Source organism: Devosia sp. LC5 (assembly GCF_000735585.1).
GTDB lineage: Bacteria > Pseudomonadota > Alphaproteobacteria > Rhizobiales > Devosiaceae > Devosia.
In genome coordinates, this window is record NZ_JNNO01000002.1 from 22,056 (window position 1) to 40,327 (window position 18,272).

Sequence of the window (18,272 nt, forward strand, 5' to 3'; positions counted from 1 at the left end):
GGTATCCTTACTTCGTCTTGTCTTCGGCCTTGTCGGCCACGGCTTCCTGGTCGACCTTGGCGCGCGGCGGCTTGCCGGCAACCAGATCCTTGGCCTGGGCAACCCATTCGTCGCGCTCGATGCGGCCGTGGAAATCCAGCTCTGCGTCGAACTTGGCAACGTCCGCCTTCTTCCAGGCAGCGATCTGGGTGAGGCTGGTGATGCCAGCGGCAATCAGTTTCTTTTCCAGCGCGGGGCCCACGCCACCAATCAGCTTGATGTCGTCGGTGAAATCGGCAGCTGGCTTGGCAGCCTTCTTGGCGGCCGGCGCCTTGGCCTCGGTGGCGGCTTCAGCCTTGGGAGCTGCAGTCTTGGGAGCTGCAGTCTTGGGAGCTGCAGTCTTGGGCGCAGCAGTCTTGGCGGCGGCCTTGGCCTGCTTTTCGGCAGCGACGCTATCGGTCTTGGCAGCGACACCGGCAGCCAGAATCGTCGGCTTGGCGCCGCCGGTCAGGATTTCGGTGATGCGCACGGTCGAGAGCAACTGGCGGTGGCCATTGCGGCGGCGGTAATTGTGGCGACGGTTCTTCTTGAAGATGATGACCGTTTTCTGCTTCTTGGTTTCAAGCAGTTCGGCAGCGACGAGCGCGCCTTCGATCAGGGGAGCGCCAACCTGGCCATCGATCATCAGGACCTGGTCGAAGGTCACGATGGTGCCGGCTTCGGCGTCGAGCTTTTCAATCTTGAGAACGTCGTTGGCGGCAACCTTGTACTGCTTGCCACCGGTTTTGATCACGGCAAAAGTCATTATTCAACCAGGAGCGTCAAACGCCTGGTCCCTTTCTGTCGCGCTTTGTGGCGCCGCAGGGAAAGCCTTGTCCTGCGGACTTCAAACTGGGCCGGCAGAAAAACCGGCAGGCAGCCTCAAGCAGCGTTTTTCAATAAAGAGAGGCGCGCCAGACGAGCCAGCACGCATTCCGGGGGCGCTTATCAGGGCAAAAGCCCCAAGAGTCAAGGCTTGTCAGGCGCTTTTGGCGTACCAGTCGCGCCGGCGCACCTCCACGCCCTCGGCGGTGACGCCGGCCTCGAAGGCGTCCAGATCGCTATCGCCATAATGATAGGGATAGACGATGGCCGGCTTGAAGGCGTTTACCGCCTCGGCGGCCTGCTCCACCGTCATCGTATAGGGCAGGTTCATGGGCAGGAATGCCACGGCAATGCCGGTCAGGGCCAGCATTTCGGGGGTCGGCTCAGTGTCGCCGGCGACGTAGACGATTTTGTCGCCGAAGGTCAGCAGATAGCCATTGCCGACGCCGACGGGGTGATAGTTCATGCGGTCCGCCGTGATATTATGGGCGGGGATGGCCTTGAGGGGCAGGCCGGCAAACGTGGTTTCCGCCCCATTGGCGATGGCGGAGGCATTGGCTTTGAGCGCCGCGGGCAGCTTGTCGAAGACATCCTGATTGGTCAGCAGCGGGGCGTCCTTGGCGATGGCCTCGAGCGTGGGCACGTCGAAATGATCGCCATGGCCGTGGGTGATCAAGATGGCGGTGGGGGCGGGCAGGCCGTCATAGCGGACAGCGCCGCCGACGGGATCGACATAGATGGCCTGGTCGCCAAAGACGAGGACCAGACTGGCGTGATCCACCGGGTGAATGACGAGATCACCCGCGCTGGTCTGGATAATGTCCCCGTTCATGCCTGCTCCATTGTCTTGCGCAAAAACCGTATGCACTCCCCAGGGCACGAGCGGCAATATGGCCATGCCGGCAACCAGATCACGACGCTTCATCTCGAACTCCATCCCGCTGTTTGCTTTGGAGGCAATTTAAGGCCTGGGCATCAGGTTCGCCAGCCACACAATTGTGAGCTAGGGCTGCGCGGAGGTGAGACGTTCGCGCAAGCTGCGTGCCGTGCCGGCCTCTGCGGCAATCACCTGCGGCTTGTGGTTGGCCAGCCAGTGTCGCAGCGACCAGGCAGGCGCGCTGGGCTCGATGGAAATCGCGGGGAGATAGGCCTGGGCATGGATGATTTGCTCATCCAGCAGAACCGGGATGCTCCCGCGCCGGTATTCGTCACCCTCGAAGGCGTCGAGCACGGCCAGGTCGAGGCGATCAAGGCCGCCGATCAACAGGCCGGGAGCTGCTGCGCCAGGGCAGGGGACCAGGGCCGGATAGACCCGGCCGGGATAGGCGACGGCCTTGAAATCCGGCGCGCTGGCCGATTGCAACATTGCGATATCCACCGGACGCCCCAGCACGGACGCCAGCACATCGGCATCCTGCAGGGTTCCATAGGCAAACAAGACCATAGCGGGCAAAGCCAACCTCATGCACAACCGCGACAAGACTGTTGCGGGCGCAGCTTTGCTATGCCATAAGCCCGCCCGTGTCGACCGGGCGCCCTTTGGGGCCGCTGACGATCTCGCGGAGAGATGGCAGAGTGGTTGAATGCACCGCACTCGAAATGCGGCATGGGGGCAACTCCATCGGGGGTTCGAATCCCTCTCTCTCCGCCACTTACTTCTGACATCGCCGAATCGTTGCGTACGCCGTTTTCCCCGACCTTTGCCGATGCCAGAGTTGTACAGAATGGTTGTACAGAAATTGTCTCGTACCGACCGGCACGCGCGCCGGCATCCCTCTCGACACCACCAACGGTGACCGCAAACATCGTTCGGTGGCAGCTTTCGACCCCATTTCTGCCATTGAGCATGCGGTCAGATTGTACCGAAAGCTGCCACAACAGGCGCCAGGTTCCTCATCGCCGAAAGAGGACCAGAAAGGTTCGCCTTTGCTTGTGCCGTAGCGAAGATGGACAAAGCCATCCCGCAGCCTTTCGACCCGGTCAGCGAAAGCTGCAGACCTTCGTTGGGCCCCTTGGTGAATAGGGTCGCAGTATCCCTGCCGTCTGCCACGGGCGCCACGATCACGCTCATCTCGCCCGTCGTTTCGTCATTGATTTACCCGAAGTTGGCGAGCCCTTGAACGCCGCGATGAAAGCGCGCGAGCTTGGCATAGAAGTCTTCCAAAATGTAGCGCACGTCGATGGTGTCGTAGACCTTGATCGGACGGTGTTGGCCGTTGTGGATGTAGTGCATCTGCGGTGAGAACTCGGGGGCGGGGCGCCAGTCGTAGGTTCCGCCCATCGGGTTGAGGATCACCGAGAGGGCAGGGGTGTCGCCGAGCGAGCGGTGCTCGATAGGGCCCTGATGGACGCGGAGGTTCCACTCGATGAGCTGGTCGACGAGGTATTTGCCGATGGCGCCCTTGTCTTCACAGCGTTCCTGCAGCTCGGCATAGCTCACCGACATCATACGATAGACGGTGGACGGGATCTGCCAGACCTGCACCTTCGAGCGCATCACCACATTGGCCGCGGCGATGTCGTTCATCAGGTTGAACTCGCGTCCGCCCGAGGGCCAGACGCCGCCACCGATCCAGACGCAGACAACGTTGCGCTCATTGAGGCGCGGCTCCATCAGAATGGCCGAAGCCATGTCCGTCAGGGGGCCGAGGAAGCCCACGTAAAGCGGACGATCATCGTCCTTCATGGCTTCGTCGATGATCATCTGCGCGCCGGGCGAGGGCACGGCGGTGTTCTCGTCTGGCAAAGCCGTGGCTGCGCCATTTGCGACAGGGATGCGGCCCTCGAGGTCCATCAGCTTGAGGAGATGATCGATCTCACCGCGGCTGTCGAGCATCGAGGTCCTGGAACGGTGCGCGCCGAAATGGGCGGCGATGATGCCGTGGAAATCGAAGGTCGGCGTCAGGAGCGCGTGGACAATTGTGAACTGATCGTCCGCCTCGTTCTTGGCGTCGGTGTTCAGGATCAGGCGGGCGCGCTTTTCGCGGGGGAGATTGGTCATTCCGCTTCCCCCAAGGCGCTGAACAGCGCTTTTTGCGCGATTTTCATGGCGCTGATGGCGTCGTGGCGGTTCTGTGCTTCTTGGAGAGCGTCGATGTCCAGGCGATCGAGGCCCTTGGCCGCGGCTTTCAGGAAGTCGATGGCGTGGGTAGCCGTGGCGACAGAATCTTCGCGGAAAGGGAACTGGTCGAGCTGCCAGACGCCGTTCCAGTTGTTCTTCTTGAGGACGTAGAAGAATTCGAACAGTTCGAGCGGATGGAGGCTGCCGGCGACGAGGTCGTCGTCCCACGAACGATAGTTATCATTGACGTCCATGCCGAAGAGGCGGCCGTGGTCGATGGCGAGCTGCGCGCTGTCAGCAGCGGATTCGCCGCCCATGATGGCATGGCCGAAATCGAGCAGGATGCCAACGTTCGGCAGGCCAATCTTTTCGATGCCGAGAATGGTGCGGGCGACTGACCCGAAACTCATGCGGACGCGGGGTTCGCGCGGTTTATATTCGATAACGAATTTGAGGTCGGGGTTTTCGGAGGCAAGCTGGCCGACCCCATCAAGCGAGCGCTGCCACTGGGTGCCGTAATCGACCTGGAAGGGGTAGTCCCAACCGTCCTGACCGGGCCAGAGCTTTACGTAGTCCGCCTTGTGGAAGCGGACGACATTGCAGGCGTCGGTGATCAGTTCGTGGGCGCGGCGACGGACGCCGGCGTCGGGATTGGTGAAGGCGCCCTTGACGAAGTCGCGGGTGTAGATTTCGGGGGTGATGCCGATGACGGAGAGATTGTTTCGGTTGAGCGCGGTTTTGATTTCAGCGTCGGAGAATTTGCCGCCGAAATAGGGCCAGTTGAGATCGACGACGGAAAGTTCTTTCACCTGGCCGGCGATATCGATGGCTTCGATGATGTTGCGCGGCTGGCCGTAGCCGTCGGTGGCGTAGCGGTCGAGATAGGTCGCAAAGTGCCAGATGCCGGCTCCGAAACGTGGGGTGGTCATGGGGTTCCTCCGGAATTTTGTTGGTTTTGTGTAGCCAGCGTCTGGGTCACGGCGGACTGCCAGCGCTGGCGGTGTTTCTTGGCGATTTGCTCGTCCATCTGCGGCTCGAAGTGGCCGGCGGCCGAGACGCCCGGCATGGCAATGCCGAGGGACGAGAAGGCGAGGGCGGCGGCGCCGAGGGCGCTGACTTCGGGCGCAGCGGCCGCAGCGACGGGGCGGCCCAAAATGTCGGACTGGAACTGCATGACGACGGGATTGCGCGAGGCGCCGCCATCTGCACGGAGTTCGCCGAGGGGAGAGCCCATGTCGGCTTCCATGGCGGAATAGACGTCGGCGACCTGGAAGGCGATCGCTTCGAGGGCGGCGCGGGCGAGGTGGGCCGGCTTGGTGCCGAGGGAGAGGCCGGTGATGGTGCCGCGCGCGTCGGCGCGCCAATAGGGGGCGCCGAGGCCGACGAGGGCGGGAACGAAGGCGACGCCGTTGCTGTCGGGGACGGTTTCGGCGAGGGCGGAGAGGGCGGAGGCGTCGGCGAGGCCCAGGAGTTCGGCGACGAAGGCAGCGGTCTGACCGGAGACGGAGATATTGCCCTCGAGGGCGTGCTGGGTCTTTCCGCCTTGGCTCCAGGCGATGGTGCTGGAAATGCCATGGGTAGAGCGGACGCGGTTGCGCGTCAGGGCCATCAGCGAGGTGCCGGTGCCGTAGGTGGCTTTGATGGTGCCGGGGGTGCGGACGCCGTGGCCGAAGAGGGCGGCGTGAGAGTCCCCGATCATCGCAAGGATCGGCGTGCCGGCGGGGAGGGCGGTGGCGCCTTCAGCGGTGACGCCGAACCTTGTGTCGGAGGATTTGACCTCGGCCAGCATGTTTTGTGGCACGCCGAACAGGGCGCAGAGGTCGGCGTCCCAGGTCAGCGTCTCGGTATTGAAGAGCTGGGTGCGGGAGGCGTTGGAATGATCGGTGGCGTGTGTCGCGCCCCGGGTGAGATTCCAGAGGAGCCAGGAGTCGACTGTGCCGACGCGGAGTTCGCCGGCCTCAGCACGCGCGCGGGCGCCGGGCGTGTTGTTGAGGAGCCAGGAGATCTTGGCGGCGGGGAAGAGTGGATCGAGCGCGAGGCCGGTCTTGGCCTCGATGGTCTCGCCATGGCCGGCGGCGCGGAGGGCGTCGCATTTGGGAGCGGAGCGGCGGCACTGCCAGATGATGACAGGGCCGGTGGGTTCACCGGTCGCAGCATCCCAGACGAGGATGGACTCGCGCTGGTTGGAGATACCGATGCCTGCAATCTTGGCGTCGCCAGCCTTGGCGACGACTTCAGCGACCACCTGATTTACGCCTTCGACCAGCGCGGTGGCCGATTGCTCGGCCCAACCGGGTTGAGGATAGGTGACGATGTTGGGCACCGAGGCCTGATGCAGGACGCGGCCGGAGGCATCCACCAACAGCGCTTTGGTGTTGGTGGTGCCCTGGTCGATGGCGAGGATCAGCTCGCTGGTCATTTTTTGCGCGCGATGGTCTGGCGCACGGCGTCGGCGATGCCGGTTTCGTTGAGGCCAAAATTGTCGAAGAGCCAATCGGCCGAGCCGGTCGGCACGAAGCCGGGGAAGCCGAGGATGCGCATCGGGACTGGACTGGTCGAAATGACGACTTCGGCAACGGCGCCGCCCAGTCCGCCGCGGACGGAGTGCTCTTCCACGGTGACAATGGCGCCGGTCTCGGTGGCAGCAGCGATGACGGCTTCGTCGAGCGGATTGACGGTTGCCATGTTGACGACGCGGACGGAGATGCCTTCGGCGGCAAGGGTTTTTGCCGCGGCCACAGCGCGGTGAACCATGGTGCCGTTGGCGATGATGGTCGCGTCACTGCCTTCGAGGAGAGTTTCGGCCTTGCCGATTTCGAAGGTCGCACCTTCTGGACGGTCGAGGGCTGGGACGACCATGCGGCTGACGCGGACAAAGACCGGCCCATCATAGGCGGCGGCGGCCTTGATGGCTTCGGCGGTCTGCCAGGGATCGGCTGGGACGATCAGCTTGAGATTGTTGAAGAGACGGAGCCAGGCCAGGTCTTCGATAGAGTGATGGGTCGGCCCGAGTTCGCCATAGGCGACGCCTGAGGACTGGCCGATCAGTTTCACGTTGACGTTGGAATAAGCGATGTCGGCCTTCACCTGCTCGAGCGCGCGGCCAGTGATGAAGCACGAGGCAGCCGAGACGAAGGGCACCTTGCCGCCATTGGCGAGGCCGGCGCCGACGGCGACGAGGGTCTGCTCGGCGATGCCGACATTGACCATGCGCTCCGGGAATTTCTTCTTGAAGCCGCCAAGCTTGGACGAGCCGACGCTATCGCTGACGACCGTGACGATGCGGGAATCGGCTTCGGCGAGAGCCTCGATGGTGGCGGCAAAGCTGTCGCGGCAATCGAACAGGCCGGCTCTAGAGGGGGCAGCAGCGCTCATCAGACGAGTTCTCGCATGGCTTGTTCGTATTGTTCTTTGGTGGGCACGCCATGATGCCAGGCGACATTGTCGTGCATGAAGCTGATGCCCTTGCCCTTGAACGTATTGGCGATCACGCAAAGCGGCTTGCCTCGACCCTTCGGTGAAGCAGAAAGGACCTCGAGCAGTTGCGCATGATCATGCCCATCGATCACTTCTACATGCCAACCAAAGGCGCGCCACTTATCGTCCAAGGGATCGAGAGAGGCGGTTTCTTCCGTCCTTGCTCCCTGCTGCAGGCGGTTGCGATCAACTATAAGCGTCAAGTTTTCAAGCTTGCGATGTGCGGCAGTCAGCGCCGATTCCCAGTTGCTACCTTCCTGCAGCTCTCCGTCACCCGTGAGCACGAAGGTCCGGAAATCGGCACCGTCCATCTGGCCGGCGATAGCAATGCCAGTGGCGACGGGCAACCCATGACCGAGTGGTCCCGTATTCGTTTCAACGCCGGGCAGATAGTTGCGATTAGGATGGCCGTTGAGCTTGGAGAGCGGCTTCATATAGGTCGACAGGTCGGCTTCCGAAAAATAGCCGGCGCGGGCAAGGACCGAGTAGAAAGCGCCGGTGCAGTGGCCCTTGCTCATGACGAAACGGTCGCGTGTCGGATCGGTCGGGTTCTTCGGATCAAAGCGCATGACGCCGAAATAGAGCGTTGCGAGAACGTCGGTGGCGCTGAAGTCGCCGCCGGGGTGGCCTTGCTGGGCCTCATAGACCATCTGAAAGCTGCGGCGGCGTATCCACAAAGCCTGCGCGGCGATGTCGCTGACCGGGTCGGCTTTGTGCGGAACTGCAGGTGCTGACAAAGTGTCCTCCGGGTTGGCATTATTCTGGGCTATAGAGGCAACGAAGACCCGCCTCTCTTGAGGCCTGCCGGTCAGGTGCCAACTCGCTCCATTCGCGTTTACTGATAGCTACCCCGCCGATCAATTTCGTGCAATCATGAAAATTCGCGAATATTGCGTTTTGGGCTTTCGTTTTTCTAGCTATGATACGAATCATAGCCGTGGATAAAGCTCTGATGGCCGCGGCAGGCCGCTTTCGTGCGCTAAACTGCGAGCGAAATCCAAGGGGACTAAATGTGAAAAAGCAAAGAGTTGGACGGCGGCCGGCCGAAAGTGGGTATAGCGCAGGCCAGCCACAATTGCTGGCTGAGCCCCGGCGCATGCGCATTCTTGAATGGCTGCAGGAAGAGGGGAGCGCACGCGTTCGCGATCTTTCTTCGGCTTTTGCCGTTTCAGAGGCGACAATCCGCCAGGATCTAGAGCGCCTTGACGGCGAAGGGTATATCACGCGGGAGCATGGGGGCGCTTATCTCAGGTCCATTCCTCAACAAGTCCAGTCCATGTCGCTGCAGCACGGGCAAAACATGGACAAGAAACGTGCGATTGGAATTGCTGCTGCAGCCCTAGTCGCGAATGGCGATACTCTGATCATCGACTCCGGCACCACCACCACGCAATTTGCAGAAAATATAAAGCCGCGGCAAGACCTTAACATCATTACTAATGCTCTTAACATTGCACTGATACTGGGCGCCATCCCAACCAACACGGTGCATATGCCTGCTGGGCAGTTCAAGGCTCCGACGCTGTCTTTGAGTGGTGAGAAGTCGGTCGAGTTCTTTGTTGGCATTTACGCGCAGAAGCTTTTCCTTGCCACGGCGGGCGTCTCCTTCGATGTCGGCCTCACCTATCCCGCCATCGGCGACATCTATGTGAAGCGAGCAATGGTGAAGGCTGCCTCCCACGTGTATCTGCTGGCGGACTCCAGCAAAATTGGTCGGGTGTCATTCTCGGCTTTGGGCGGCGTCGAGATGATTCATACCCTCATCACTGATGAGGGTATCGCAGACACTGACCGTGCAGAACTGGAGCGGCGGGGTGTCGAAGTGATCGTGGCGTGACAGGCTTTCGATTATTCGCGTATGTTACGGATCACCATTGACAACGCCGAACCTCGATCATACTCCTTACTAGTCGCAAGTAATCGAAAACAATCATCGGTGCCTGTGACCGCGAAGGGAGCGCGTGGGAGGATGCGGAGTAGAATTTCGCTCGACCTGCCTGCTTGCAGGTACGCGAGAATGAAATTTTGTCAGCCAACTCTTTGACCCAGGGATCGTTGGTGCGCTGCAAAGCGGCGGCCAGTAAAGGAGGAAACTATGGCGCGGCTTGGCCGATCTTTTGTGGCAACCCTGCTTCTGGGAAGCCTAATGACCACCACGGCGTTCGCGCAGGGAGCCATGAGCGATGTTGGCACCCCGCGCAGCGAGACGCTGATTGTGCAGACGTTCGATGGTCGTTCGGCCAATCCGACTGCGCAGAATCCACTGAACTCCTACGCCATTTGGCGCGGCTTCCGCGAACTTGGGTGGGGTTATCTTTGGGAGATGGATACGGCCACAGGTGAATCCTACCCTGAAATGGCTGACGGCTTTCCTGAAGTTCTGAATGAAGAGAATACCCAATTCCGGATCAAGATCCGCCCCGGCATTACCTGGAGTGACGGGCAGCCCTTCACCACGGATGACATCATCTATTCGCTCGATACGGCGTTCAAATACCGCGAACAGTTGACGAACGTTGCCAGTGTCACCGTCTATCTCAAGAGCTACAAAAAGATCGATGATCTCACCTTCGAAGTTGAGACGGTCAATCCATCCTTCGATTTAACGACGCGCTTGGGTGTCTATACTTGGGGTACGCCCTTCAACTGGGTTCCCAAACACATCTTCGAACCCCTTGGCGACGAGGTGGTCAGCTTCCAGAATGCGCCGCCGGTGACCTTGGGGCCATACAAGGTCAAAGAATTCGATCCTAACGGCTTCTGGCAGCTGTGGGAATTGCGCGAAGACTGGGAAAAGAGCAGCTGGGGCAACCTGGGCACGCCCAAGCCCAAATACATCCTCTACAAGGATTTCGGCACCGAAGAGACACGCGCGCTCGCCTTCGTCCAGAACCAGTATGATATCGACAGCTTCATGAGCCCTGACAGCATCGACGCTGCAAAAGCTCGCAATCCCGCGATCGAAACGTTCTCGGCGACCTTTCCTTACCACGACATGAACGATGCCTGCTCTTATGGCGTCTATATCAACCAGCAGCGTGCTCCGTACGATATGGAGGAAGTGCGCTGGGCTCTGGCTTTGTCTCTCAACCTCTCGCAGGTTGGTATTTCGGCGATGAGCGGGCAGTTCAAGGCGGCAGCGCTGCCGCTTCCGGACACACCGATCACCAACTCGATCTTCTATGAAGCCAATCTGCAGGCCCTTAAGGACCTGACCATCGGCGACGGTTATAAACCTTTCGACGCTGAGTTCAGCAACACGCTGGTCGAGTCGCTCAAGACCCAGGGTATCGATCCTGCGCTGCTGCCAACCGGAGAAGCCATCCAGGAGGGCTTTGGCGCCGGCTGGTGGAAGCATGATCCAGCGGAGGCGGAAAAGTTGCTCGCCTCTGTTGGTATCGAAAAGGGCGCTGACGGCTTTTATGCGATGCCTGATGGCTCGCCGTGGGTCATTGAGTTCGTGATCCCAGGTGACTGGAACAAGGTTTTGCAGCGTCTCGGCTTTTCCATCGCCGACAGCTGGCGCCAGGCCGGGTTTAACGTCAACGCCCGTCAGGTGGACAACGGTGAATACACCACGGTGCAGAACACCAATGCTCGGAACGAATTGCAGATCAACTGGTCCAACACCTGCGTCTACAACTCGAATTGGCTGGGCAATTGGAACCAGTTCCGCGAGAGCAACATCAAGCCCGCTGACTCCAATGATCCGTTGAGTGGCAACTATGCCCGCATAACCGATCCGGAAGTGCTTGCGCTGGTGGACGAAGGCTCCCGCCTGCCGCTCGACGATCCGAAGTTCGTCGAGAACGGCCAGAAGATCGCGATGGAAATCGCTCAGGACATGCAGATCATAAATCTGATGAACATTCCGACGACGATTCCGACCAACAGCACCTACTGGACCAACTATCCCAAGCAGGACAACTTCTACGCAGCTCCATACACCTGGTGGAGCTCTTTCAAGAAGACTGTGGTTTCCATCGAACCAACCGGCCAGCAATAATCTGACTGGTTCTGGCAGGGCGGTAATCCTCCCGCTGCCCTGCCATCCTCTTCTGCCAAAAGGAACCTGAGATGGGTGTGCTGCGCTACGTCGCCAAGCGCATCGGCCTTTACCTGGCCGTGCTCTTTATCGGCCTGACGATCACTTTCATGCTGCCAAGGCTGATGCCGATCAATCCGGTCGACGGCTATATCGGTCAGCTGCAGAGCCGCGCCAATGGCACCCTGACTTCCGAGGCGATCGCCGAAATGCGGACCAACCTCGAACAGCTCTACGGCCTCAACGGCAACGTCTTCACCCAGTATGTGTCGTATCTGAAGCGTGTCGTGGTCGACTTCGATTTTGGCCCATCGTTCACCTACTATCCTCAGCCGGTCTCGGCGATGATCTTGAACGCACTGCCATGGACGTTGGGGCTGCTGCTGACCGCAACGTTCATTGCTTGGGTCTTGGGCAACATGGTGGGCCTTGTGGCGGGCTACTTTCACAAGAAGCGCGCGGCCTCGATCCTCGAATTCCTGGGCATTCTTCTCTATCCCATTCCCTACTACATCCTGGCGATCACGCTGCTCCTACTTCTGGCTTACATCTTCCCGGTGTTTCCGCTCTCGCCCACCTTTCCGGTGGGGCAGATGACGCCCGAAAAGCTGGGCATGATCTTTTACAATTCGCTTCTGCCCGGCATCACCCTGGTGCTGGCCGGCTTTGGCTGGAACATTCTCTCAATGAAGGCGCTGGCGGTGGCGACCACCGAAGAGCCCTACGTCACCTACGCACGCCTTAAAGGCGCTTCGAACTGGACACGGATGATGCGCTATGTGTTCCGCAATGCGCTCTTGCCACAGGTAACGGCGCTCGCCTTGTCGCTGGGCATGGTGTTCAACGGCGCGCTTTTGACAGAGATGATCTTTTCCTATCCCGGCATCGGCTTGATCATGCGAACTGCGGCGACCGGCGGCGACTACAACGTACTTTATGGCGCGATCACTCTCTCGATCATCGCGGTCGCGACTGCCGGCCTTGTCATCGACCTCATATACCCTCTTCTTGACCCGCGGATTCGACACAAATGACCATGAGCAAGGACATCGACCCTATTGTCATGGCTGTGCCGGCCGCGCCCTTAAGCAAGAGGCGCAAGGGCAGTCTCGCCTGGCTGCTCAATGTGCGCCTCGCTATCGGCCTTGCGATCCTGCTGATCATGGGGCTGGGCAGCCTCATCCTGCCTTTTTTTGCCACCGTGGACCCCTCGATACAGTCCAGCTTCATGCGCAACATGCCGCCCTCTGCCGCGCACTGGCTGGGCACCAATTCGCTGGGCCAGGACATTTTCTGGTTTCTGGTCTTCGCGATCCGCAATTCACTCGCGCTTGGCGTGCTGGTGGCCTGCGGTGTCACGCTGGTCGCCACGATCGTGGGCCTGAGCGCCGGCTATATCGGTGGCCGCTTCGAGCGGTTCGTGATGCTGATCGTGGACACGTTCATCACCATTCCCCTTTTGCCTATTCTCATCATTCTTGGCGCCTTGATCCGCGGCAACACGTCGTTTTTCACCGTCGGCATCATCATCATCATCTTCGGCTGGGCCTGGGATGCGCGCACCGTGCGCTCCATGGCCCTGTCGCTGCGGGAACGCGAATTCATCAACATGGCCCGCTTTTCCGGCGCCAACACCATGCAGATCATTGCCCGGGAAATCTTTCCCTATGTGTCCGCCTATATGGTCGTCGGCTTCATCAATGTCGTGCTGTTCGCCATCAACACCGAAGCCACCCTTGCTGTGATCGGCCTCTCCAAGGTTGAGGTGCCGACGCTGGGCTCCATCATTTTCTGGGCGCTGAACTACAACGCGCTTTTCACAGGCCAGTATGTGTGGCTCGTCGCCCCCATCATTGCCACTGTCACTCTTTTCCTTGGCCTGTTTCTGACCTCGACTGGCTTCAACCAGGCCTTCGCCAGCAAGCGGGGTGTTTCATGATCCGCCTCAATGACCTCAAGATCAGCTATCGTATCGGCGGCCGCACTATCGACGCGGTGGACGGCGTCACGCTGACCATTCCGGATGGCTGCATCGTTGGCATTGCCGGCGAATCCGGGTCCGGCAAGTCGACGTTGATGAAGGCCATTTACGGTGACATCCAGCACCCAATGTATATTTCCCGCGGCTCGATCGACTACGACTTGAGCGCCGCCGATGGCCGCCCGGTCACCACCGAGACCATCCGCCAGGAATGGTTCAAGACCATTTCCTATGTGCCGCAGAGTTCCATGAACTCGCTTAACCCGGTAATCCGCATCGGCAAGCAGTTCACTGACTTTCCGGGCACCGGCAGCAACAAAAGGCGTGTGCTCGAGAAGGCGCGGACCTATCTTGGCAAGCTGGGCCTCCCCCCCGGAGTGATGGAATCCTATCCCCATCAGCTGTCCGGCGGCATGCGCCAGCGCGTGATGATCGGGCTCGCCACGTTCTTCCAGCCTGGCCTGATCATCGCCGACGAACCGACCACCGCGCTCGACGTCGTGGTGCAAAAGGAAATCCTGATGTTGCTCATGGAGCTGCAGGAGGAAATGAACAACACCATACTTGTGGTCTCCCACGACATGGGCGTGCACTATCAGGTCACCCATAAGATGCTGATCATGTATGCCGGGCGGGTCGTCGAATATGGCGATACCGAAAGCGTCTTCGCCGACCCCCAGCATGCTTATACCAAGATGCTGATCGACAGCCTTCCCACCATCGGTGACGACAGCATGCGCGGCGTCATTGCCAGCGCTGCCGGGGCCGGCGGCGACCGCGCCTTCCGCGTCGAGCCAGGCCTGTTCGAGGTCAAGCCCAACCATTTCGTGGCGCGCGCCGCTGCCAACGCGGGAGTGCTCGCATGACCCTCATTCTCAAGACCGAGGGCCTCAACAAGGTCTATCGCCGTGGCGGGATCGTGAGAGCCCAGTACGTCACGGCGCTCGACGACGTCAACATCACCGTTGAAAGCGACAAGCCGGTGGTCATCGCCGTGGTCGGCGAAAGCGGCAGCGGCAAGACGACCCTCGCCAAGACCCTGCTGCGGCTTGAAACACCGACTTCGGGTCGAGCCATCGTTTACGATGAGGTGGTCGCCGGTAAAGGCGCGACGCCCTCAAAGCGCGCCTTTCTGGGTCTGGTGCAACCCATATTCCAAAACCCCTTCGAGGCTTTCAGCCGCTATCGCCCGGTCGATGCCTATCTGCACGAAACCGCCCGGCGTGTTGCGGGCATGAACGACAGCGCCGCAGAAGCAGCCGTCGCAGAGGCTCTCAACAGCGTTGGTTTGAGCTACGACGAGATCCGCGGCAAATATACCGGGCAGTTTTCGGGCGGCGAGTTGCAGCGCATTTCGGTAGCGCGAGCGCTGATACCGCAGCCGAAGCTCATCGTTGCCGACGAACCGGTTAGCATGATCGATGCCTCGCGCCGCATGATCATCATCAACCTGTTCAAGCGGCTGCGCGACGATGCGGGTCGCAGCTTTCTCTACATCACCCACGATCTGGCGACGGCCTATTACATCTCCGACTTCATTGCGGTGATGAACAAGGGGCAGGTGGTCGAATTCGGCCCGGCGCGCGAGGTTATGAACGATCCCAGGCACGCCTATACCCAGCTCCTGCTCGATTCCATTCCCACCACCAAGTCGCGCTGGCGGCCGCGCCTCGTCCGCGCCGGCTAAGCGTCCCCTCCTGTCCAAAAAAGGAAACATCCCATGAGCGATGCTGCCTCCTCCGCCACGCTGTGGGGCCTGTTCGAGATTGCCCTCGATGGCCCGGCAGGCGGCAATCCCTTTCTCGATGTCCAGCTTGGCGCCACCTTCACGCAAGGCGACGTGACGCTCGACGTGCCCGGGTTCTATGACGGCGACGGGGTCTATCGCATCCGCTTCATGCCCCAGTCGGAGGGCACCTGGTCCTATCGGACAACCAGCACTGTCGAGGCTCTTGATGGCGTCGCGGGGCAGGTCGATGTCGGACCGGCCAAGCCGGGCGACCATGGTCCGGTCAGGGCCTTTGGCGAACAGTTCCGTTACGCTGATGGCTCCCGCTACATCAATATCGGCACCACCGCCTATGTCTGGAACCTTCAGGGCGACGCAATGGAAGAGGAAACGCTGGCAACTCTTGCCGGTGCGCCCTTCACCAAGATGCGCATGTGCGTCTTCCCCAAACACTATCGCTACAACCAGAACGAGCCGCCGCGCTATCCTTTTGCCTTGCTCAAGCAAGGCAGCAGCGAGTGGAAGGGCGGTTTCAAGGGCGAAGGCTGGGCGTTCGACTGCGATCGCTTCGAGCCGGACTATTTTCGCCACCTTGAAAAGCGCATCGCCGATTTGCAGGCATTGGGCATCGAAGCGGACCTGATCCTGCTCCATCCGTATGACCGCTGGGGCTTTGCCCATATGAGCGCGGAGCAGGACGACCGCTATCTCCGCTATGTCGTCGCGCGCCTCGCCGCCTTCCCTAACATCTGGTGGTCGATGGCCAACGAGTACGATTTCATGTTCAGCAAGACACTGGCCGATTGGGATCGCATGATCGGCGTCGTGGCCGAGGCAGACCCATTTGGGCATCTGCTCTCGATCCACAACGGCTTTGCTCCCTATGATTATGGTGATGAGCGCATCACCCATGTCAGCATCCAGCGCCCCTATACCGACCGGATCGCGCTCTGGCGCAAACAGTTCGGCAAGCCGGTATCGGACGATGAATGCTGCTATGAGGGCGACATTGCCGAAGCCTGGGGCAACATTTCCGGGCGTGAACTGGTGCACCGCTTCTGGGACGGCACCGTCGCTGGGGGCTCCGTCACCCATGGAGAAACCTTCTACAACGATGCCGAAAACCTGTGGTGGGCCAAGGGCGGCAAGCTGGTCGGTGAAAGCGTCGAGCGCATCGCCTTTTTAAAGCGCATCCTCGAGGCGGCACCGGACGAAGGCCTCGATCCGACCCCGACAACCGGCGCCTACAAGATCATGATGGCGGGGGGCCTCGACCACGCCAATCTGCGCGAATTGATCAACCCCCATCCCGGCGAGGAAGACTGGGTCCGGGTGGGCACCCATTTCCCCACCGCCGGCCAGCCGCACCGCTATTACCTGAGCTATTTCGGCGAAAACCAGCCGGGCGAATTCGCCATTGCCGTGCCGCCCGATGAACAGTACCGCGCCACCCTGATCGACACCTGGGAAATGACTGAAACCGAGGTTTCCCCCAGCGTTCAGCGCGGTGACGTACTCCACTTCAAGGCCAAGCCCTACCAGGCGATGCGCCTTGAACGTCTCAATCGCTTAAAGGAACAGACCCAATGAGCGACATTGCACAATGGGATATCTTTGAGCTGCGGCTCGATGGCCCCGCCGATGGCAATCCCTATCTCGAAGTCAGCCTGTCGGCGCGCTTTGCACAGGGCGACCGAGAAATCATGGTCCCCGGCTTTTATGATGGGGAAGGGGTCTACATTGTCCGCTTCATGCCGGACAGCCTGGGCGAATGGACTTACGAAACGGCGTCTTCGGTGTCCGCTCTTAGTGGCAAGACCGGCAGCTTCACCGCGGGCGAAGCTGCGCCGGGCGCCCATGGTCCGGTCAAAGTGGCTAACCAGTTTCACTTCGCTTATGCCGATGGAACGCCTTACCTGCCCTTTGGCACCACTTGCTATGCCTGGACCCACCAGCCGCTCGGCCTGCAGGCCGAAACGCTGGAGACCTTGAGCACGGCCGGTTTCAACAAGATTCGCATGGGCGTGTTCCCAAAGGACTATCCTTTCAACACAAACGAACCGCTTTACGACGTGTTCGAAATCGGGGCCAACGGCCAGCGCGATTTCGACAAGCCGAACCCAATGGCGTTCCGCCAGTTCGAAACGCAGGTTGGCAAGCTGCGCGACCTCAGCATCGAGGCCGACATTATCATCTTCCACCCCTACGACCGCTGGGGCTATTGCGAGATGTCTGCCGAGCAGGACAATCGCTACGTTGCCTACCTTGCTGCGCGGCTTGCCGCCTATCGGAATGTGTGGTGGTCGCTCGCCAACGAATACGATTTCCTGCTCGACGTTAAGCCGATGGAGCAATGGGATCGCTACTTCCACATCCTTGAAGAAAACGACCCTTATGGGCACCTGAAGTCCATCCACAACGGCGACGTTCGGATGAATTACGACCATACCAAGCCGTGGGTGACCCATGTCTGCATCCAGAACTGGGACGTCAAGAAGACACCCGACTGGCGTGACGGCTACGGCAAGCCACTGATCAACGACGAGCCGGAATACGAAGGCAATATCTTCCCCGCATGGGGTAATATTTCTGCGCAGGAACTGGTGCACCGCTTCTGGATCACCCTGCTGCGCGGAGGTTATGCCGGCCATGGGGAAACCTTCGAGCATCCGGAAGATATCATCTGGTGGGCGAAAGGCGGCAAGCTCCATGGAGAGGCATGGCAGCGCATTGCGTTCCTCAGGAAGCTGCTGGAAGAAGATGTCACCTTGGGCTTGACGCCATTAGGCGGCACAAATTCCTGGCCCTGGAGCCGAATGTCGGCGGCCGAAGATGAGGCCGTGCGGTACATCTATTTCGGTGAGCATCAGCCAGCCCAGTGGACCACGGGCTTGCCGGCTGAGGAAGGAGACTATGAGGTCGATTTGATCGACATTTGGGAAATGACGATCACTCCAGCCGAACGAATCCCGCCCCTTGTTCCTCATCCAACTCGCCATGGCGGCATTGTAAGAGGCGGCAAGCCCGATGCCGCTTTCGGGGTTCGGTTGCCGGGGAGACCCCACCTGGCGCTCCGGATACGCCCGGCAAAATAGGCCGCTGCTTTGACGATCACCCAAGGCTTGACGTGGACCGC

Annotated in this window: 16 protein-coding genes and 1 tRNA gene; 9 read left to right on the plus strand and 8 right to left on the minus strand. The window is 60.3% G+C overall.

The features are described from left to right. Positions 1-7: 7 nt before the first annotated feature. The 3 genes from FF80_RS01750 to FF80_RS20785 all read right to left on the minus strand — a co-directional run bounded on the left by FF80_RS01750 (position 8) and on the right by FF80_RS20785 (position 2,287). Positions 8-784: a 50S ribosomal protein L21 gene (locus FF80_RS01750; RefSeq protein WP_035097111.1), complete on the minus strand. Its 777-nt coding sequence runs from the start codon at positions 782-784 to the stop codon at positions 8-10. Positions 785-997: 213 nt separating this feature from the next. Next, a complete protein-coding gene (locus tag FF80_RS01755) occupies positions 998-1,768 on the minus strand; it encodes an MBL fold metallo-hydrolase (RefSeq protein WP_052153063.1) in 771 nt (256 codons plus the stop codon). A 78-nt stretch (positions 1,769-1,846) separates the two neighbouring features. Next, a complete protein-coding gene (locus FF80_RS20785) occupies positions 1,847-2,287 on the minus strand; it encodes a gamma-glutamylcyclotransferase family protein (RefSeq protein ID WP_052153064.1) in 441 nt (146 codons plus the stop codon). A 117-nt stretch (positions 2,288-2,404) separates the two neighbouring features. On the opposite strand from FF80_RS20785, the gene FF80_RS01765 reads away from it, so the two are divergent. After that, a tRNA-Ser gene (locus FF80_RS01765) sits at positions 2,405-2,494 on the plus strand. 444 nt (positions 2,495-2,938) lie between these two features. On the opposite strand, the gene FF80_RS01775 is transcribed toward FF80_RS01765, so the two are convergent. From FF80_RS01775 to FF80_RS01795, 5 genes are read right to left on the minus strand one after another with little or no spacing between them, the layout of a single operon-like run. After that, positions 2,939-3,844: a nucleoside hydrolase gene (locus tag FF80_RS01775; protein ID WP_035097115.1), complete on the minus strand. Its 906-nt coding sequence runs from the start codon at positions 3,842-3,844 to the stop codon at positions 2,939-2,941. Next, positions 3,841-4,833 (minus strand): TIM barrel protein, encoded by a 993-nt coding sequence (locus FF80_RS01780; protein WP_035097117.1) that lies wholly within the window; start codon positions 4,831-4,833, stop codon positions 3,841-3,843. Before FF80_RS01780 ends, FF80_RS01775 begins: the two co-directional genes overlap by 4 nt. Further along, a complete protein-coding gene (locus tag FF80_RS01785) occupies positions 4,830-6,323 on the minus strand; it encodes an FGGY-family carbohydrate kinase (RefSeq protein ID WP_052153065.1) in 1,494 nt (497 codons plus the stop codon). The genes FF80_RS01780 and FF80_RS01785 overlap by 4 nt, the downstream gene beginning before the upstream one ends. Beyond that, a complete protein-coding gene (locus FF80_RS01790) occupies positions 6,320-7,279 on the minus strand; it encodes a transketolase C-terminal domain-containing protein (protein ID WP_035097119.1) in 960 nt (319 codons plus the stop codon). Before FF80_RS01790 ends, FF80_RS01785 begins: the two co-directional genes overlap by 4 nt. Continuing rightward, entirely contained in the window at positions 7,279-8,031 is a 753-nt protein-coding gene (locus FF80_RS01795; protein WP_081917165.1) for a transketolase, read from the minus strand. The genes FF80_RS01790 and FF80_RS01795 overlap by 1 nt, the downstream gene beginning before the upstream one ends. A 446-nt stretch (positions 8,032-8,477) precedes the next feature. Between FF80_RS01795 and FF80_RS01800 the strand changes: the two genes are divergently transcribed. The 8 genes from FF80_RS01800 (at position 8,478) to FF80_RS01835 (ending at position 18,231) form a co-directional block, all read left to right on the plus strand. Continuing rightward, a complete protein-coding gene (locus tag FF80_RS01800) occupies positions 8,478-9,218 on the plus strand; it encodes a DeoR/GlpR family DNA-binding transcription regulator (RefSeq protein ID WP_244445679.1) in 741 nt (246 codons plus the stop codon). A 309-nt stretch (positions 9,219-9,527) separates the two neighbouring features. Continuing rightward, positions 9,528-11,387: an ABC transporter substrate-binding protein gene (locus FF80_RS01805; RefSeq protein WP_035097122.1), complete on the plus strand. Its 1,860-nt coding sequence runs from the start codon at positions 9,528-9,530 to the stop codon at positions 11,385-11,387. Between the two features lie 71 nt (positions 11,388-11,458). Continuing rightward, positions 11,459-12,460, plus strand: a complete 1,002-nt coding sequence (locus FF80_RS01810) for an ABC transporter permease (protein WP_035097123.1) — start codon at positions 11,459-11,461, stop codon at positions 12,458-12,460. After that, entirely contained in the window at positions 12,457-13,365 is a 909-nt protein-coding gene (locus tag FF80_RS01815) for an ABC transporter permease (protein ID WP_200877147.1), read from the plus strand. The genes FF80_RS01810 and FF80_RS01815 overlap by 4 nt, the downstream gene beginning before the upstream one ends. After that, the gene (locus tag FF80_RS01820; protein ID WP_052153066.1) at positions 13,362-14,273 is read left to right on the plus strand and encodes an ABC transporter ATP-binding protein; all 912 of its coding nucleotides are present in this window, start codon (positions 13,362-13,364) and stop codon (positions 14,271-14,273) included. Before FF80_RS01815 ends, FF80_RS01820 begins: the two co-directional genes overlap by 4 nt. Continuing rightward, positions 14,270-15,094 carry an ABC transporter ATP-binding protein gene (locus FF80_RS01825; RefSeq protein WP_035097124.1) on the plus strand — a complete coding sequence of 275 codons (825 nt, stop codon included), beginning with the start codon at positions 14,270-14,272 and terminating at the stop codon, positions 15,092-15,094. Before FF80_RS01820 ends, FF80_RS01825 begins: the two co-directional genes overlap by 4 nt. Before the next feature lie 33 nt (positions 15,095-15,127). Next, positions 15,128-16,726 (plus strand): DUF5060 domain-containing protein, encoded by a 1,599-nt coding sequence (locus FF80_RS01830; RefSeq protein WP_035097125.1) that lies wholly within the window; start codon positions 15,128-15,130, stop codon positions 16,724-16,726. Continuing rightward, positions 16,723-18,231 carry a DUF5060 domain-containing protein gene (locus FF80_RS01835; protein ID WP_035097126.1) on the plus strand — a complete coding sequence of 503 codons (1,509 nt, stop codon included), beginning with the start codon at positions 16,723-16,725 and terminating at the stop codon, positions 18,229-18,231. Before FF80_RS01830 ends, FF80_RS01835 begins: the two co-directional genes overlap by 4 nt. Positions 18,232-18,272: the final 41 nt, after the last annotated feature.

Coding starts and splice junctions, on each gene's coding strand:
- FF80_RS01825 (WP_035097124.1), top strand. CDS start 14,270: ATGACCCTCATTCTCAAGACCGAGGGCCTCAACAAGGTCTATCGCCGT.
- FF80_RS01790 (WP_035097119.1), bottom strand. CDS start 7,279: ATGAGCGCTGCTGCCCCCTCTAGAGCCGGCCTGTTCGATTGCCGCGAC.
- FF80_RS01780 (WP_035097117.1), bottom strand. CDS start 4,833: ATGACCACCCCACGTTTCGGAGCCGGCATCTGGCACTTTGCGACCTAT.
- FF80_RS01830 (WP_035097125.1), top strand. CDS start 15,128: ATGAGCGATGCTGCCTCCTCCGCCACGCTGTGGGGCCTGTTCGAGATT.
- FF80_RS01815 (WP_200877147.1), top strand. CDS start 12,457: ATGACCATGAGCAAGGACATCGACCCTATTGTCATGGCTGTGCCGGCC.
- FF80_RS01835 (WP_035097126.1), top strand. CDS start 16,723: ATGAGCGACATTGCACAATGGGATATCTTTGAGCTGCGGCTCGATGGC.
- FF80_RS01795 (WP_081917165.1), bottom strand. CDS start 8,031: ATGGTCTATGAGGCCCAGCAAGGCCACCCCGGCGGCGACTTCAGCGCC.
- FF80_RS01820 (WP_052153066.1), top strand. CDS start 13,362: ATGATCCGCCTCAATGACCTCAAGATCAGCTATCGTATCGGCGGCCGC.
- FF80_RS20785 (WP_052153064.1), bottom strand. CDS start 2,287: ATGGTCTTGTTTGCCTATGGAACCCTGCAGGATGCCGATGTGCTGGCG.
- FF80_RS01785 (WP_052153065.1), bottom strand. CDS start 6,323: ATGACCAGCGAGCTGATCCTCGCCATCGACCAGGGCACCACCAACACC.
- FF80_RS01755 (WP_052153063.1), bottom strand. CDS start 1,768: ATGAAGCGTCGTGATCTGGTTGCCGGCATGGCCATATTGCCGCTCGTG.
- FF80_RS01805 (WP_035097122.1), top strand. CDS start 9,528: ATGACCACCACGGCGTTCGCGCAGGGAGCCATGAGCGATGTTGGCACC.
- FF80_RS01750 (WP_035097111.1), bottom strand. CDS start 784: ATGACTTTTGCCGTGATCAAAACCGGTGGCAAGCAGTACAAGGTTGCC.
- FF80_RS01810 (WP_035097123.1), top strand. CDS start 11,459: ATGGGTGTGCTGCGCTACGTCGCCAAGCGCATCGGCCTTTACCTGGCC.
- FF80_RS01775 (WP_035097115.1), bottom strand. CDS start 3,844: ATGACCAATCTCCCCCGCGAAAAGCGCGCCCGCCTGATCCTGAACACC.
- FF80_RS01800 (WP_244445679.1), top strand. CDS start 8,478: ATGCGCATTCTTGAATGGCTGCAGGAAGAGGGGAGCGCACGCGTTCGC.